This window comes from Mesorhizobium sp. M2A.F.Ca.ET.039.01.1.1 (assembly GCF_003998035.1).
In the GTDB taxonomy this organism is placed as follows: Bacteria; Pseudomonadota; Alphaproteobacteria; order Rhizobiales; family Rhizobiaceae; genus Mesorhizobium.
In genome coordinates this window covers 1-15,987 of the sequence record NZ_RZRY01000068.1, presented here as the reverse complement: position 1 = coordinate 15,987, position 15,987 = coordinate 1, and the positions used below count along the sequence as shown (strand labels likewise).

The 15,987-nt window shown below is 61.9% G+C and carries 15 protein-coding genes and 1 pseudogene; 9 read left to right on the top strand and 7 right to left on the bottom strand.

What is annotated here, in order from left to right; translation table 11 throughout:
* Positions 1–28: 28 nt before the first annotated feature.
* Both EOA24_RS08350 and EOA24_RS08345 read left to right on the top strand, forming a co-directional pair.
* Positions 29–1,111 (top strand): acyltransferase, encoded by a 1,083-nt coding sequence (locus tag EOA24_RS08350; protein WP_127409725.1) that lies wholly within the window; start codon positions 29–31, stop codon positions 1,109–1,111.
* Between the two features lie 40 nt (positions 1,112–1,151).
* Positions 1,152–2,435: an O-antigen ligase gene (locus tag EOA24_RS08345; protein WP_127256659.1), complete on the top strand. Its 1,284-nt coding sequence runs from the start codon at positions 1,152–1,154 to the stop codon at positions 2,433–2,435.
* Between the two features lie 120 nt (positions 2,436–2,555).
* Here the strand turns inward: EOA24_RS08345 and EOA24_RS08340 are convergent, their stop codons facing one another.
* The 4 genes from EOA24_RS08340 to EOA24_RS08325 form a co-directional block, all read right to left on the bottom strand.
* Positions 2,556–3,131, bottom strand: a complete 576-nt coding sequence (locus EOA24_RS08340) for a DUF1349 domain-containing protein (protein ID WP_127256657.1) — start codon at positions 3,129–3,131, stop codon at positions 2,556–2,558.
* Between the two features lie 122 nt (positions 3,132–3,253).
* On the bottom strand, positions 3,254–4,693 hold the full coding sequence (locus tag EOA24_RS08335; protein ID WP_127409724.1) for an aldehyde dehydrogenase family protein: 1,440 nt from the start codon (positions 4,691–4,693) through the stop codon (positions 3,254–3,256).
* A 120-nt stretch (positions 4,694–4,813) separates the two neighbouring features.
* Entirely contained in the window at positions 4,814–5,299 is a 486-nt protein-coding gene (locus EOA24_RS08330) for a hypothetical protein (RefSeq protein WP_127258498.1), read from the bottom strand.
* A gap of 62 nt (positions 5,300–5,361) precedes the next feature.
* Positions 5,362–6,249, bottom strand: coding sequence for an ABC transporter permease (locus tag EOA24_RS08325; RefSeq protein ID WP_127258501.1), 888 nt, complete (start codon positions 6,247–6,249; stop codon positions 5,362–5,364).
* A 41-nt stretch (positions 6,250–6,290) separates the two neighbouring features.
* Between EOA24_RS08325 and EOA24_RS08320 the strand changes: the two are divergent.
* Positions 6,291–6,845 (top strand): annotated as a pseudogene (locus EOA24_RS08320) (DNA-processing protein DprA); the annotation flags it as partial.
* A gap of 28 nt (positions 6,846–6,873) precedes the next feature.
* Here the strand turns inward: EOA24_RS08320 and EOA24_RS08315 are convergent.
* On the bottom strand, positions 6,874–8,016 hold the full coding sequence (locus EOA24_RS08315) for a hypothetical protein (RefSeq protein ID WP_126082623.1): 1,143 nt from the start codon (positions 8,014–8,016) through the stop codon (positions 6,874–6,876).
* A gap of 95 nt (positions 8,017–8,111) precedes the next feature.
* On the bottom strand, positions 8,112–8,369 hold the full coding sequence (locus EOA24_RS08310) for a hypothetical protein (protein WP_126082622.1): 258 nt from the start codon (positions 8,367–8,369) through the stop codon (positions 8,112–8,114).
* 518 nt (positions 8,370–8,887) lie between these two features.
* On the opposite strand from EOA24_RS08310, the gene EOA24_RS08305 reads away from it, so the two are divergent.
* The 6 genes from EOA24_RS08305 to EOA24_RS08280 all read left to right on the top strand — a co-directional run bounded on the left by EOA24_RS08305 (position 8,888) and on the right by EOA24_RS08280 (position 15,241).
* Positions 8,888–9,088 carry a helix-turn-helix domain-containing protein gene (locus EOA24_RS08305; protein WP_127409723.1) on the top strand — a complete coding sequence of 67 codons (201 nt, stop codon included), beginning with the start codon at positions 8,888–8,890 and terminating at the stop codon, positions 9,086–9,088.
* 63 nt (positions 9,089–9,151) lie between these two features.
* Positions 9,152–10,087, top strand: coding sequence for a hypothetical protein (locus tag EOA24_RS41495; RefSeq protein ID WP_189343126.1), 936 nt, complete (start codon positions 9,152–9,154; stop codon positions 10,085–10,087).
* Between the two features lie 289 nt (positions 10,088–10,376).
* Positions 10,377–11,282, top strand: a complete 906-nt coding sequence (locus tag EOA24_RS08295) for an AraC family transcriptional regulator (protein WP_126082620.1) — start codon at positions 10,377–10,379, stop codon at positions 11,280–11,282.
* Positions 11,283–11,388: 106 nt separating this feature from the next.
* Positions 11,389–12,054, top strand: coding sequence for a (2Fe-2S)-binding protein (locus EOA24_RS08290; protein WP_245501539.1), 666 nt, complete (start codon positions 11,389–11,391; stop codon positions 12,052–12,054).
* Positions 12,055–12,056: 2 nt separating this feature from the next.
* Entirely contained in the window at positions 12,057–13,034 is a 978-nt protein-coding gene (locus EOA24_RS08285) for a xanthine dehydrogenase family protein subunit M (RefSeq protein WP_126082618.1), read from the top strand.
* Positions 13,031–15,241 (top strand): xanthine dehydrogenase family protein molybdopterin-binding subunit, encoded by a 2,211-nt coding sequence (locus EOA24_RS08280; RefSeq protein ID WP_126082617.1) that lies wholly within the window; start codon positions 13,031–13,033, stop codon positions 15,239–15,241. Before EOA24_RS08285 ends, EOA24_RS08280 begins: the two co-directional genes overlap by 4 nt.
* Positions 15,242–15,381: 140 nt before the next feature.
* Here the strand turns inward: EOA24_RS08280 and EOA24_RS08275 are convergent.
* The coding region (locus tag EOA24_RS08275; protein WP_210213583.1) for an adenylate/guanylate cyclase domain-containing protein at positions 15,382–15,987 on the bottom strand (606 nt) is incomplete at its 5' end.

Sequence of the window (15,987 nt, the reverse complement as noted above, 5' to 3'; positions counted from 1 at the left end):
TCTGTTTTGGACCGCTTGAAGGCATAACATGCAGCCCGCAGCCCCGCGTCACGTGTATCTGAACCTCGACGCCATCCGCGGCGTGGCGGCGATCAGCGTCATGCTCTATCACTTCTCGCCGTTCCTGGCCGACGGCAAGGTGCTGCCGTCGAGCTATCTCGCGGTCGACCTTTTCTTCCTGCTGAGCGGCTTCGTCATAGCGCATGCCTATGACCGCAAGATCGAGAACGGCATGGGCTTCGGCTCGTTCGTGGCGATCCGCCTGATCCGGCTTTATCCGCTTTATCTCGCCGGCACGCTGCTCGGCTTCTTCTATCTGCTGGCCAAGAACCCGGCCGAGTACATGCCGCTGTCCGAGATCGGCCTGCAGCTGACGACAGGCATGTTCTTCATCCCGCTGGTCAGCGACGCCTATCACACGATCTTCCCGCTCAACCCCGCTTCGTGGTCGCTGTTCTTCGAGCTGATCGTCAACATCGCCTATGTCGCGGTGTTCGTCCTTTTGTCGCGGCGCGTGCTGACGGGGATCGTCGTGGTCAGCCTCGTCCTGCTCGTCGCTGCCTCTGTTTTCGCCGGCACGCTGGATTTCGGCATGACTGGCAAGACCATCGTCAGCGGGCTGCCGCGCGTCACCTTCTCGTTCTTCCTCGGGGTGCTGCTTTGCCGCTCCATGGCGCGCTGGCAGGGCAGCGTCGGCTTCCTGCGGCGCGGCTTGTGGGTCGAGGGCGCGATCCTGCTCACCCTTGCCGTCTTCGCCCTCGCACCGGCCGGCGGCGCGCGCGTTGTCTACGATCTTGCGGCAATCGTCATCGTCTTCCCGATCATGGTGGCGACCGGCGCGGTGGCGCCGACCGCACCGCTTCTGTCAGGCATCTATGGCTGGCTCGGGCGGATTTCCTACCCGATCTACATCATCCACACGCCGATGCTGATGATCATCGCCGGAGCCGGCAAGGCTTTCTCCATCGATCCTTTCGCGCACCATCCCTGGTTCGGTATCGTCATGGCGGCCTCGGTCGTCGCGATCGCGGACATCGCCACGCGCGTTTATGACGAGCCGGTGCGGCGCTTCCTGCAGCGGCAGATGCGGCGCGCGCGAGCCGTGGCTTAGCGCGGCTCACTCAAGAAGGGCTCAACGGACAAAATCCGGCATGAAGATTCCGAAATCCATTCTGATCGATCCCGATCGCAACGAGACCTACGGCGCCTTCGCGGTCGCGATTTCCGTGATCGCCTTCGCCTATTCGCCCAATTTCGGCCAGATCCTGATCCTCGCCTACTATGCCGTCTGGCTGCCGCTGCTGTTCGTCGACTACCGGCGCTTCACCTGGAGGCTTTCCGCGGCGTGGCTGCCGATCACGCTTGCGCTCTATGTCTGCCTCTCGGTGTTCTGGTCCCAGGCGGCAGGCATCAGCGCGCGCGCGGCGGTGCAATATAGCTCGCACATCGTCTGCGCCTATGTCGCGGCGCGCACCATCAGCGTGCGCACGCTGGTGGTGGGCTCGCTGATCGGTATCTTCGTCGTTCTGCTCTATTCAATGAAAGTCGGCGCTTATGCGCTCGACATCATGGACGGCACCGTCAATTTCGTCGGCGCCTTCGGTTCCAAGAACCAGGTCGGCTTCTTCGCCTCGCTCGGCATCTTCTTTTGCCTTGCGTTCCTGGTCTTCTATCGGCGCAATTGGCTTGGCTTCGCCTGGACCGCGCCAATCATGCTTTTGTCGGTCTACATGCTGGCAATCGCCCATTCGGCGACGTCCGTGGCCTCGCTGCCGGCCGTGATCGGCGTCGTGTCGCTGCTCACCATGAGCAAGGTGCTGTCGCTGCGCTATCGCCGCGTGCTGTTCGTTGTCGGCGCCGGCGCGCTGGTGACGGCTGTCGTGGCAGCGCTCAATCTCGGCCTGCTGGATGTCGTGCTCGGCATCTTCGGCAAGGATTCGACGCTCACCGGCCGCACCTATCTGTGGGAGCAGGGCTGGGAGGCGGCGCAGCAGCATCTGCTGCTCGGCTATGGCTACGCCGCCTACTGGGTGCAGGGTTTTGCCGATCCGGAGCGGCTGTGGGCGGAATTCTATATCTCGACCCGCTCGGGCTTCCACTTCCACAACACCTATGTCGAGACGCTGGTGGAAATCGGCTTCATCGGCGTCACCCTGCTGGCGCTGGTCATCCTGCGCGCTTTCTATGGCCATGTGTCGAAAGTGGTGTTCGGCGACTGGAGCGCCGATTCGGTGGTGCTTGCCGGCGCGATCGGACTGATGCTGATCCGCTCCTTCTTCGAGGTCGAGATGCTCGGCCCCTACTTCACGGCGTCCTTCATCGTCTATTACGGCCTGTTCAGGCTGACCCCGTTGCCGGCTTTCCGGCGCCGCAGGGTGGCCGTTCCGGCCGAGGACGAAAGGCCTGCCAATGGCCGCGTCCCGGCGCCGGTCTGATCAGAATAGCCAAGCGCAAATCCGGGCGGAAACCTGCGCCGGCGGCGACAGTTTTCGACCTCAACAGCTTCGTCAGCGTGCGCAAGAGAAGGGTGGGTTTGTCCACAACCGCTCCCGATGTCAGTTGTGCAAATCCTTGGAAATCGCCGGCCCGATGGCGAAATCGGAGAACGTCACCTCGAATCCTTCGCGCTGCGGCGAGCAGCACATCATGCCGACATCGACCGATTTCGAGACCGGGAAGTAGGCCAGCCGCACCGGCTTCCAATGGCCGTCGGCGGCATCCATATATTGGATGCGGATCGCCTCGGCGTGACGGGTCAAGCGGATCCTGACGCCGTCCTTGCCGGCGGCGATGGCGACCAGCGACCAGTCGGAGGTGTCGTTGGTCACGACGACCGAGAAATAGGCCAGGCCGTCGGTGTATTCGATGCCGGCCTTGATCCAGTGCGTTTCGCTCAGGCGCAGCATCAGCCCCGCCTGATCGTAGAGCACCTTGTAGTCGCCCTTGACGGTGACCTCGGCGCTGAAGTCACCCTCGACGGGACGGTAGAGGAAATGGCCGTTGTCGCGCCAGAAGCCGTAAAAAGTCTCGCGCCAGAAATCCGTGTCCTTGCCGGTGCGGACGGTGAGCGTGCCGTCGCCGACCGCGTGGTGCGGCGGCGGGTTCAGCCATGTCATGTCGGCCACGCTCATCGATCTCCTCCCGAATTGGGCTAGTGCGTTTCACCGTTTCACGGAAACGGCGAAACGCCCTATCCCCTTGTTTTCTACGCAATTCCGAACGGAAAACCGCTCACACTTTTCCTGGAATTGCTTTAGCCGGCGAATGTATAGGCTGTCTTCACCGTGGTGTAGAACTCCATGGCGTAGCGGCCCTGCTCGCGCGGACCGTAGCTCGAGCCCTTGCGGCCGCCGAACGGCACGTGGAAGTCGACGCCCGCCGTCGGCAGGTTGACCATGACCATGCCGGCTTCGGAATTGCGCTTGAAATGCGTCGCATGCTTCAGGCTGGTCGTGCAGATGCCCGAGGTGAGACCGAACGGCGTGTCGTTGGCGACCGCCAGCGCCTCGTCATAATCCTTGACGCGGATGACATTGGCGACCGGACCGAAGATCTCCTCGCGCGAGATGCGCATGGCATTGGTGGAGCCGACGAATAGCGCCGGCTTCAGATAGAAGCCCGGCGTGCCGCGCTCCAGCCGCTCGCCACCGAAGGCAAGCTCGGCGCCTTCCTGGCGGCCGATGGCAATGTAATCCTCATCCTGCTTGAGCTGGGTCTGGTCGACGACCGGACCGATCTGCGTCTTGGCATCCAGCGCATCGCCGATGATGAGCTTGTCTAGGCGTTCCTTCACCGCGTCGACGAAGCGATCGTGGATGCCGTCGGTGACGATCAGGCGCGAGGATGCGGTGCAGCGTTGCCCGGTCGAGAAATAGGCGCCGTTGACGGCGCAGTCGACGGCAACGGCAAGGTCGGCGTCATCTAGCACGACGAGCGGGTTCTTGCCGCCCATTTCGAGCTGGAACTTGCGCATGTGCTCGACGCTTGCCGCAGCGACACGCTTGCCGGTGCCGACCGAGCCGGTGAAGGAGATGGCGTTGACGTCGGGGCTGTCGAGCATCGCCTGGCCGACCACCGAGCCCTTGCCCATGACGAGGTTGAGCACGCCCTTGGGCAGGCCGGCGCGGTGCAGGATGTCGACGATGGTCCAGGCGCTTTCGGGAACGAGCTCAGCCGGCTTGAAGACGATCGTGTTGCCGTAGGCCAGCGCCGGCGCGATCTTCCAGGCAGGAATGGCGATCGGGAAATTCCACGGCGTGATGATGCCGACGACGCCGACACCCTCGCGAGTCATCTCGACGCCGACGCCCGGCCGCACACTCGGCACCAACTCGCCCGACAGGCGCAGCGTCTCGCCGGCGAAGAAGTCGAAGATCTGCGCGGCGCGGATCGTCTCGCCAACACCCTCGGCCAATGTCTTGCCTTCTTCACGCGCGAGCGAGCGGCCGATCTCGTCCTTGCGCGCCATGATCTCGTCGGAGGTCTTCTTCAGCACGGCGTGGCGGGCCAGCGGGCCGGAGCGCGACCAGGCCGGGAAGGCCGCCTTGGCGGCGGCGATGGCCTGCTTTGCCTCCTCCGGGCCGGCAGAAGCGTATTCGCCGACAACATCGTTGGTGTTCGAGGGATTGATGTTGCGCGAGCCGGCCTCGCCAAGCCACTCGCCGTCGATCAGGTTCTTGCGGTGCAGGGTCATCTTGTTTTTCCTTGGGTTTTGGTCGCGGCGGCCTTTGGCCGGGTCAATTGTCAGACAAATGATATAGTGATTGTCCGGGAGGAGGTCTACCCGCGATCTTAAACCTAGAGCTGGTTCGCGTCAGGTCGAGAACGACCAGAACAGGCAGGCGAGCGTGACCGCGCCGAAGATGACGAAGAACAGGCTTCTGAGCAGGACGTTGCGCCGAAGCTCGTTCATGGTGAGGTGTGCCGCCACGATAGCCGCGACGAACGTGAAGCGCCAGTTGAAGAGCGCCCAAAGCACCTCGTGCTGGCCGAAGGCCCATCTGGCGATCAGCGCGCCGACGATGGTCGCGAACAGCATGATCGTCGCCCAGAAGATCGCGTCGGCGGCATGGGTCAGCACGATGCCGGCGGCGCGTATCGGCAGGATCATCATCAGCATGGCGCCGAAGAAATAGACGGCGGCGATGGCCAGGAAGGAGCCGGCGTCGGCGATGCCGTCGAGCCGCTTCACGCCGAACGCGCCGTAGGGATAGCCGTGCCTCGCCACGGCCAATGACAGCGCCATCAGCAAGGCGCTGAGAACCGTTATCAGTGCGAATGTGCCGAGGGCCTTGCTCATGCCGTTCCCTGTCGAGACGAATCAACGGGAGTCTAGCAGAGCGCGAGCCTCAGAAGGTCAAATCACCGTTCGCTATTCTCGAACGCGCCGATGCCTTGAGCGATGAGGTTGGTCGCCATGACCAGCGAGACGATCGCGCCCGAGTTGAAGACGACGACCCACCATTTGCCGCCGGTGAGGAAGCCATAACCTTCGGCGACCGCCAGGCCCCAATCGGCCGAGGGCGGCTGGATGCCGAGGCCGAGAAAGCTCAGCGTGGCGATCGAGAAGAAAGCGTAGCCGAGCCTCGTGACGAGCTCGATCAGGATCGTCTCCCTGATGTTGGGCAGGATCTCCAGCACCATGATGGCGAAGGCATTCTCGCCGCCGAGGCGGGCGGCGCTGACATATTCGCGTTCTTTCTGCTCGCGCACCGCGGCGCGGACGGTCCTGGCCACCAGCGGCGCATAGGCGATGGCGATCACCAAGATGACGGTCAGGTTCGAGGGCCCGAGCGCCACCAGCGTCATGGTCACCAACACGATGAAGGGGAAGGCCATAAGCGTGTCCAGCAGCCGCGCGCCGATAGCGTCGACCAGGCCATCGAAATAGCCGAGCACCAGGCCGATGATGGTGCCAGCGGTAACGCCGCCCAACGTCGCGAGCGGCGCCACCAAAAGGATGTCGCGCGAGCCGACGATGATGCGGGACAGCACGTCACGGCCGAGATGATCGGTGCCGAACCAGTGCGTGGCATCCGGCGGCGTCAGCGTGGCGAGGAAATCCTCGGCATAGGGATCGTAGGGAACCAGCCGGTCGCCGAACAGGGCGCAGGCGATCCAGAAGGCAAGGGTGAGCGATCCGATGATGACGGAGACGGGAAGGCCGCGAATGGCGCGGCCCAGCCTGCCGGCGACCCGCAGGACAGCGGGCGCGTGCGACGGCGCGGGGAACTCCAAAAGATCCATCATAACGACGCCCGCCGCCGTTGCCGCGGGTCGAGCAGCGCCTGGACGAGATCGCCGATCGCGGCGGCGCGATCGTTTCGGAAATGCCCTTCGCCTGGCAGCCGCGCGCCCAGGATTTCCCGCGCCGCAACCGCCTTGTCGCCGGCATGGCGCTCGGCCTGGTGGTGGTGGAAGCCGCGCAACGTTCCGGCTCGCTGATCAGCGCCCGCCTCGCCAATGACATGGGCCGGCTGGTCTTTGCCGTGCCGGGCTCGCCGCTCGACCCGCGCGCCGCCGGCTGCAACGCCCTGCTCAAGGACGGCGTCACGCTTGTCACCGAAGCCGCCGACGTGCTCGGCGCGCTGGCGCCGCTCGCCGGCACCCGCCCTCCAAGAACCGCGCCGCTTGCCGAGGCGCCCGACATCTCGGCCCTGCCGCCGCCCGGTGAAAACGACCGCGCCGATGTGCTGGAGGCGCTGGGACCCACGCCGATCGCGGTGGACGACATCATCCGCCACACGGGTATGAGTGCGGCGCAGATATCGATGGTGCTGCTGGAGCTCGACCTTGCCGGACGGCTGGAGCGTCATGCCGGCGGGAATGTGTCGCTCATCGCATGACTTGTCACACGGGGCAGAGCCAACTTCCTTATCGAAACAGATATTTCGACACTTCCGGATTGCCGCGGCGCCACATCACATTGTCGAGGAAATAGTGGTGCACGTTGATGAAGATCAGCACGATGAAGAAGAACAGCGACGAACCGAGCACCTGTTTGTCATAGGGGACCAGGGCGGTCAGCACGAACGGGATCAGCCAGAAGCCGAGATAGCCGAGCGCGCCGCCGCCGATGATGAAACCGAGGACCCGCAACCTGTAGCGAGGCCCGAGCACCGATAGGATTTTCGGCTCCGGGTCGCTCGTGGCATCCGAGACGGATCTCTCGACATTGGTCTGGTAGCGCCAGACCACGGCCAGATATTGCAGCGAGTGCAGCGCCGGCACCACCAGCAACCAGAGCGGGTTTATCCTCGCAATCAGGATCCAGAGATAGAGCGATGCGACATAGGCAACGATGCCGTTATACGGCAGGCCTCCATTCTTTCGCCAACGTCTGGCCAGCATCAGAAGCGTGGCCGCCGTCGATCCGACGGCCGCCAGCACCGCAATATCGGTAATCCAGGACGGCGCGGCAAAAGTGTAATACTGGAGTCCGTAATACTGCCCCTGCGTCACAGCCGTATTCGTCTGCAGCCAAGCCAGGATCCACACCGCGTAGCTGTTGACGAGCAGCACCTTCTTGTCCCGGTCATCGAAGAATTTGCGCTTCAAGACGGCGTCGACCATCAGCATGCCGTAGCCTTGCTTGACGTAGTGCCAGCCGACGAAGAAGAACATCGCATTGGCCGCGAAGCCGAGCAGCCGCGTGTTCGACGCCGCCGCGCCATAGGCGAAGAACAGGGCCATGATCACCGGAACGATGACGCCGGCGAAAATGTAGCGAAGTTGCAGGCTCCTGTCGTATCCCTCGCCCCGCGCCTTGCGGCCGAAATTGCGATAGAAGATCTGGTAGGAATGGGCGAAATGCGGGTAGTTCACCAGATAGGCGACGACGACCATCGTCGCGGCCAGCGGACCTTCATAATCGCGCGGCACGAAGAACAGCATCGGCAGGATCAAAAACGCGCTGCCGCCGAGCATGAGGAAATCGGCGACCGGGCCCAAGAGATATTTGCCGGGCGGCGTCGCCGCTTTACGGGCCGTGGTCTCTACCGAAAGGTCAAGTGCCATCCTGGAGCCTCCCTGGGAGGCCCGACTTTAACCATGACCCTGTCCAGGAACAAGGCAACGCGGCAGGATCTCCATTGTCTCAGCAAGTCACACCGTCAGGCTGAGGCGGTCGAAGCGATCTTCACCAGCCGTTTCCTGGCCTCCGCGACCCGCTGCTGTTCCGACCTTATGCGGTCGCACAGCACAAGATTGATCCCGACGCCGCATTCCTCGTCCAGCAGTTGTTTTGCGTGATTGAGCGAAATCTCCGCGCGCTTGACGCGCTGTCTGGCCCTGGCCAGTTCCAAGTTCAGTACGTCCACTGTATCCGCATCCCGATTTGCGGTCCCTTCGGCAAGGAAACAGCCGAGCATGGCTTTTTGTTCCTTATCAGCGACGTGGACAATGGCCCTGCTCCGATCGTCAATTATGAAGGATGAGGCAGGTCGATCTTGGACGGTCAAATTTGGTGAGCGCGATGGGATTCGAACCCATGACCTACTGAGGGGGACGACGACCCGGAAAAGGTGACGCCGATTCCACGTTGGACGTTACACGACTTGCGAAGGACGGCCGCCAGCGGGATGGCAAGGTTGGGCGTTTCTCTTCCCATCATCGAAAGATTCTAAATCATACCTCCGGATCATTCGGGGCAATCGTAGGCGTCTATCAGAAGCACTCTTTCGCGGACGAAAAGCGCGCCGCACTAGACGCTTGGGCCGCCCAGCTTCAACGTATCGAATCCGCCAAAGCCAGGGATCGGTGAAGGCTATTCCCATCTGCGGATAAGGCCTCGCGTACTACGGTTCCCAGTATCCTTCGTTTACCGTCCGACGGCGACTTCACTAGCTTAAGCTTGTTACACCTTGATAGCTTAGGAGTTGCCGCTCAAATGACTGCCACCAATTCCACCAGATTGCTTCCGGCGAATGAAATGAAAACCCGCGTCGGCGGCGTCAGCGACATGACCATTTGGCGTTGGTTGCGTAAGCCTGATCTTGGCTTTCTTCGCCCGATCAACATCAATGGCCGGAACTATTGGCCCGAAGCCGAGCTTACGGCCTTCATAGAGAGCCGACGCGTCCGCGCTTAACGCAAAAAGCCCGCCTGGCTGCAACCGGCGGGCTTTGCATTCTGACATTCAAGTGGATTGACCGTGAACCATTTTAATGAGTCGCCATCCGGCGAGCAAGAGCCCGTTGCCGAAGACGGCGCGTCAGCGCGGCGTTTGCAATTTGCAAACGTCCGGCAGCACGGCGATGAACAGAAAATCACTGAATTCCTCGACGCGATGCGCTCGGCGGGCGTCCATATGGACACCGCCAACTCGCGCGGCGCCTCTCACCCGATTGCCGATGGAAAGGTGCACCGCGCCAATGCCCAGGGCAAGAAAAAGGCCAGGAACCAACACGTTTGGTATGTGCTGCATCTGGACACCCCGGCCTCGGGCGCCTTCGGCGACCTGCAAACCGGAATTCAGGATACATGGACGGAAAAGCGCCCCTCCGCGATGACGGCGGCCGAACGCGCCGAACTGAAAAAACGCATGGCGGAAACGCAACGCCAGCGCGAGGAAGAGCGGGCCGCCCTTAATGCCGCCGCTGCCGCCGCTGCCGGGCTCATCATGGCGTCGACCGAGAAGGCGCCGGCCTCACACCCCTACCTCGCGAAAAAGGGTCTGCCGCCCTTCCCTGGCCTTCGGCGCCTGAAGCAAAACGTCAAATACGTGGTGGACCCCGAGGAAGACCCGCGCACCGCCCGGGCCGGTTCCCTTGTCGTGCCGCTGTACACGCCTGGCGCCGAACTGGCGAGCGTCCAGCTTATCGGCGACGATGGCACGAAACGGTTTCTCAAGGGCACTGCCAAAGATGGGAATTACCATCCGATCGGCAAGCGGCCCGAAGATCCTGGCGCCGGCTTCGTTATCACCATCGCCGAGGCTACAGCACCGCTGCCCGCGTTCATCAGGCTACCGGCTACCTCACTATTACGGCATTCGACGCCGGCAACCTCGGCCCGGTTTCGAAGGCGATACGGGCGAAGTATCCGAAGGCCCGCATTCTGTTCGCGGCGGACAACGACCGCCTTGTGAAGATGCCGGACGGTCGATTTAATCCGGGCGTCACCAAACAGAGGGGTAAATCATGCAGCGACCTCTCCACGGGTCACCGGCCACCGGCTTAGCGGTCGCTCGACGGTCTTACAGCAACATCCGCCTTGGATAGGACAGAGTTTGCCGACGTCTGCGATGGGCCGTAACCCGACGTCCGTTGCTGGAGGCCTTCGGCACAAAGCCGCCATGCTGTTCAGCTCGGCCAGCACAGTCTTGAACTGCTCGTGCGCCTTGATGCAAACTGTTTGCTCAGATTTGAGGGAACCCCATGAACGCCGAAATTGCACGCAGCGTTGGGAGATTCGTAGGTTTGGAGGAGCCGCGGACGCTATCAACACGTTTTCTCCAGGTGGCCGAGATCATCGGTACCCGAGTGAACTGGACACAGGTTGATCAGGGAACACCGGTACACATGGAAAGCAGTAACGGCTATCTGCTGTGCCTTCAGCGCCGCTACCTCCCAAGTTATCCTTACTGGGTCAATGGCAAGCCGGTTTCGTCGATGCCTCTGCACGGGGGACAATTCCTGTTCCTGGACCTCAATGAAGACCATGCCTCTGTAACCAAAGGCACCGTGGATTGCCTCTCCATGTACACCTCTGGCGAGGCACTGCAGCGCTTCCAGGACGAGCATGACTTGCGGCCGGTGGGGAAGCTTCGAACTGCCAACGGTGTGGCCTTGAGTGATCCCACGATAAGCAACTTGGGAGAGTGTCTGGTCCCCGCGTTTGAGCGGCCGGATACGATGGCCCGATTGTTTGCTGACCAGTTGGCCACGGCACTCATGACCCATCTCACCGCGTTTTATTCGGAGCAGCCTGCAGCCCTGCGGCCCGTGCGGGGCGGGTTAGCACGCAGGCATGAGCGTCGGGCGAAGGAGATGCTTCTGGCCAACATGGACGGACAGGTTGGCCTAGAGGAACTCGCGCGGGTATGCGGTTTATCTAGAAGCCACTTCGCCCGTGCTTTCAAAGCTACGGTAGGATTGTCGCCCTTTCAGTGGCTGGTTGCGCAACGCGTGGAACAGGCGAAAAGTATGCTTCTGAATTCGGATTTGCCCGTGGGCGAAATTGGCCATGCCTGTGGCTTCTCGGACCAAAGCCATTTTACCCGCATCTTTGTAAAGTACACAGGTATCGCGCCCGCTGCGTGGCGGCGGGTGCGGAGGTCCTAGGCGACCGCTAAGCCTTCACCTAAAGGCAGCACTCTCATACAAATCGCAGCACTTTTCTCACTGGCCGGCTGGAACGGATCCGGTAGCTTTCCATGCGCTCAAAATATTGATCCTCACACCGTGCGGAGCGAACATGACCAACCGAGACCTGAGTTCAGGCGAGGCAGGGAATTCAAAGGGTTCTCAACCTGGAGCCGCAGCGCTTTCACGGCGCGCAATCCTTCAAATCGCAAGCGGCGCGGCATCACTTGTTGCGGTTCCCGGCGCCGTGGCTCAGTCGGCGGTGCCGAATGCGACCGCGACCGTGGTCGATGGACCGATTCACTTTAGGGTGAACGGCGAGAGCAAGCAGCTCGAATTTGATACCCGCCAGTCGCTTCTAGACGTGCTGCGCGAAACCCTCGATCTGACTGGGACGAAGAAGGGCTGCAACACCGGCGCATGTGGCGCCTGCACCATCCTTGTTGACGGCAAGCGTATCGTCTCCTGCCTCACGCTCGCGGCAATGCACGAGGGCGCCGACATCCAGACGATCGAAGGCGTCGCAAAGGACGGCGAACTCAATCCGCTCCAAGAAGCTTTCATCGAGCATGATGGGCTTCAATGCGGGTTCTGCACGCCCGGGCAAATCATGTCGGGGCTTGGGTGTATTGCAGAAGGTCACGCCGGCTCTACCGACGAGATCCGCTTCTGGATGAGCGGCAACATCTGCCGGTGCGGCGCCTATCCCGGCATTGTCGCTGCGGTGTCGGATGCCGCAGGGAGGGCGTGACGATGGTCCCGTTCGTCCTGGAAAAAGCCAACGACATAGAGGCTGCAATCGCATCCGCTGTCGCGGGCGGCCGCTACATTGCGGGCGGCACGACGCTCGTCGACCTGATGCGAGAGGAAGTCGAGCGGCCCGAACGCTTAATCGACATCAATGCGCTTCCACTACGTGACATCCACGTCGATGGTGGCGATCTGGTCCTGGGGGCCCTCGCCACTATGGCTGACATCGCAGCTCATCCCGACGTGCAGCGCCTCCATCCCATGATTGCAGAAAGCCTCATCGAGGGAGCATCTCCGCAATTGCGGAACATGGCTTCGATCGGCGGAAATCTCCTGCAGCGCGTCCGCTGCCCCTACTTCCGTATGCTCGACGCGGCATGCAACAAGCGCAACCCCGGATCAGGCTGCGCCGCTCTGGAGGGTTTGAACGCGGGCCATGCCGTGCTGGGCACCAGCAGTCATTGCGTTTCTACGCACCCCTCAGATGTGGCCGTCGCGTTCGTTGCACTCGGGGCGATCATGCGCGTTCGCGGGCATCAAGGAGAACGAAGCTTTGCCGTGGAAGACCTATTCCGCCTACCCGGCGACACGCCGCACCGGGAGCATACGTTGTTGCCTGGCGAGCTAATCGTCGAGATACGCGTGCCGAGCGCGCCCTACGGCCGACGAGCTCGCTATCTCAAGGTCCGCGACCGCGCTTCTTACGAATTCGCGCTCGTCTCCGCGGCGGTCGCACTGGAGGTGGAGGATGGCGTAATACGCTCTGCGCGCGTCGCTTGCGGCGGGGTCGGCACCATGCCTTGGCGGATGCGCGGATGCGAGACCGCGCTCACCGGGCGGCCGGTGGACCGCGATGTCTTCGAGGAAGCGACGTCCCTTTCGACGCTGGGCGCGAAGGCGCTTCACCACAATCACGTAAAAATCGCACTTTTGCCGCGAACCATTGTCCGAGCGCTTGAAATAGCGGGAGAACTCGCATGACCATTGCCTCTATAGGGAAACCTTTCACGCGCGTGGATGGACGGGCAAAGGTCACTGGAGCAGCTCGCTACGCGGCAGACTTCAATCAGCCGGATCAGCTATATGCCGTCATAGTTAGCGCAAGCGTTGGTCTTGGTCGCATCACAGACATCATGGCGGCCGAGGTGGAAAGCATGCCGGGCGTCAAGGCGGTGATCACTCACCGCAATTCGCCTCAGCTTCCGTATCTGCCGCACAAGGCTGTCATCGATCCGGCGGCGGGCGAGCGGTTGCATGTGCTGCAGGACGAGATAGTGCGCTTCTATGGCCAGCCGGTAGCCGTCGTCGTCGCCGACACGCTTGATGACGCGGAACACGCTGCTGCAGCACTACGCATTCAATATGATTCCAGCCGGCCCTTGGTCGATCCCACGGATCAGCTGGCCGAAAGGATCGCTCCGAGTGCGGGCCGCGCGGACAGATCGCGCGGCGACGCCGACCGCGCGCTCACGGAAGCAGCCTACAAGATCGATGCCGTCTATGAGATTGCACGAGAGAACCATAACCCCATGGAGCCGCACGCGACTATCGCGGCATGGGAGGGCGAGCGGCTCATCCTCTGGAGCAAGACGCAATACATCGCCAATGAGCGGGCGGAGATTGCTGCCGTCTTCGGGCTGCCGGTAGAGAGCGTTCAGGTGAACTGTCCCTTTATTGGAGGTGCCTTCGGCACCAGTTTGCGGACATGGCCACATGTGACGCTCACCGCACTTGCGGCTCGGCATGTCCGACGCCCTGTGAAGCTGGTGCTTACGCGCAAGCAAATGTTTTTCACCACCGGGCATCGGCCGCGCACGCAACAGAGGGTTGCGGTGGGAGCGAACTCGGAGGGTAAGCTTGCAGGTATCCTTCACGAGGGTGTCGGTGAAACGAGCCGGTACGAGCAGTTCGAAGAGGCGCTGACAGCGGTCACCGAATACATGTATTCGTGTCCCAACTTGCGTACTCAGTACCGGCTGTCACCGCTTGATACGGGCACGCCTAACCACATGCGCGGCCCAGGAGAGGCGAGCGGCATCTTCGCTCTCGAAAGCGCCATGGACGAGCTCTCCTACGCGATGAGCATTGACCCCATAAAGCTTCGGCTGCGTAACGAGCCGTCCATTGACGAAGCCGAGGGCAAGCCTTTTTCCAGTCGCTCGTTGACGCAATGCTACCAGGTGGCGGCTCAACATTTCGGCTGGTCACGCCGAAATCCGGAGCCGCGATCGATGCGGGACGGTCGTCTTCTAATCGGAATGGGGGCAGCGTCGGCAACATACCCCGCGTTCCAGGCGCCGGCTAATGCCCTCGTCCGGCTGATGGCCGACGGTTCAGTGGAAGTCGAGGCCGCTGCCAGCGACATGGGGCCAGGCACCTACACGTCGATGACGCAGGTGGCTGCGGAATTCTTAGGTCTGCCCACGGACAGAATTCGGTTCCGACTGGGTCGGTCCGATTATCCCGAAACGCCTCCTCATGGTGGCTCCTGGACCATGGCCTCGGTGGGCTCGGCGATACGGGAGGCGTGCTTCGAGGCACAAGCGCAAGCTGCTGCACGAGCAACACAGCCCGGCTCGAAGCTTCACGGATTGCTAGCGCCGGATCTGGAGTGGGCCAACGGACGGCTACAGCGTCGGGGTGATCCTTCCCAGGGCCTATCCTACCAAGACATTGTCAACGGTTCAGGGTCCCCGATTGAGGCGAGAGGTTCTGCCCAGCGGGCGCAGGAATTGGCCGAGAAATACTCGATGCATTCGTTCGGCGCAGTCCTGGCGGAGGTCGCAATCGATCCGGACGTGGGAACGATCCGCATGCGCCGTCTCGTGGGTGCATACGGTATCGGCCGCGTCGTCAACCCGCTGCTCGCCAGGAGTCAGTGCACCGGCGGTATGATAGGAGGTATCGGCATGGCTCTAATGGAGCGCACCGTCCTGGATGCCCGCGACGGCCGGCCGGTTAACGCGCATATGGCCGATTACCTCATGCCAGTGAACCTCGACGTTCACCAACTCGAGGCGCATTTTGTTGAAGAAGTCGATCCCCATGTAAACCCGTTGGGAGTGAAGGGCCTTGGTGAAATCGCCCTAGTCGGAACCGCTCCAGCCATAGCCAACGCAGTTTTCCACGCCACGGGAAAACGAGTGCGCAAGCTGCCGATTTATATCGAGGATGTGCTTGGGAGTTGAGAGATCGGGGACCCGAGGCGCGTCCGCTATTGGCGCGGTGAAGTTTACCAAAACGTCCGCGTTGAGGCGCGTTGCCGACGGGCAGCATGGGGGCCGAAGGGGGAGCTGCCTGCTCGTTGCCGTTACGAGCATGGAACAGCTTAGACCAACCGGGTATCGCCAGGAAGCTGCCCCTCTTCCAACATCGCCAGGAATAAGCGGTGTTTGTCAGGCACACCTTTGAGCACGTGCTCTCCGTGATCTGCGAAACGTAGGCCTGAGCCCGCGACCAAGTCCCTCACGGTCTGAGAGGTCAAAACCGTTCCCCCCTCCGCTGAACTCATGATCCTGGCTCCTGTGTGGATAGCGAGGCCTGTTACGTTGGTCCCCACAATTGCACATTCCCCGACGTGGACACCCGCTCGAATGTCGATCTCAAGCTGCTTCACCGAGGCGGCAATGGTGAGGGCACACCGTACCGCGCGCGCTGGCCCGTCGAACAGTGCCAAGAAACCATCACCGGCAACCGAAAACTCCTCGCCGCGGTAGCGTGCGATTTCCTTGCGTACGACGTTGTAATAGGAGGTTAGCGTATTGCTCCATGCTTGATCCCCGTCCCTCGCTAGATGGTCCGTTGATGACACGATGTCGAGGAACAGTATCGCGGCTAGCTTTCGGTCAGGCGTAACCTCCGGCGTCACACCGGTCAAAAACGACTGAATGTCGGCCAGGATCGTATCCATGTCCCTGGCGACAAAGGTGTGTAT

Coding starts and splice junctions, on each gene's coding strand:
- EOA24_RS08350 (WP_127409725.1), top strand. CDS start 29: ATGCAGCCCGCAGCCCCGCGTCACGTGTATCTGAACCTCGACGCCATC.
- EOA24_RS08345 (WP_127256659.1), top strand. CDS start 1,152: ATGAAGATTCCGAAATCCATTCTGATCGATCCCGATCGCAACGAGACC.
- EOA24_RS08340 (WP_127256657.1), bottom strand. CDS start 3,131: ATGAGCGTGGCCGACATGACATGGCTGAACCCGCCGCCGCACCACGCG.
- EOA24_RS08335 (WP_127409724.1), bottom strand. CDS start 4,693: ATGACCCTGCACCGCAAGAACCTGATCGACGGCGAGTGGCTTGGCGAG.
- EOA24_RS08330 (WP_127258498.1), bottom strand. CDS start 5,299: ATGAGCAAGGCCCTCGGCACATTCGCACTGATAACGGTTCTCAGCGCC.
- EOA24_RS08325 (WP_127258501.1), bottom strand. CDS start 6,249: ATGATGGATCTTTTGGAGTTCCCCGCGCCGTCGCACGCGCCCGCTGTC.
- EOA24_RS08315 (WP_126082623.1), bottom strand. CDS start 8,016: ATGGCACTTGACCTTTCGGTAGAGACCACGGCCCGTAAAGCGGCGACG.
- EOA24_RS08310 (WP_126082622.1), bottom strand. CDS start 8,369: ATGCTCGGCTGTTTCCTTGCCGAAGGGACCGCAAATCGGGATGCGGAT.
- EOA24_RS08305 (WP_127409723.1), top strand. CDS start 8,888: ATGACTGCCACCAATTCCACCAGATTGCTTCCGGCGAATGAAATGAAA.
- EOA24_RS08295 (WP_126082620.1), top strand. CDS start 10,377: ATGAACGCCGAAATTGCACGCAGCGTTGGGAGATTCGTAGGTTTGGAG.
- EOA24_RS08285 (WP_126082618.1), top strand. CDS start 12,057: ATGGTCCCGTTCGTCCTGGAAAAAGCCAACGACATAGAGGCTGCAATC.
- EOA24_RS08280 (WP_126082617.1), top strand. CDS start 13,031: ATGACCATTGCCTCTATAGGGAAACCTTTCACGCGCGTGGATGGACGG.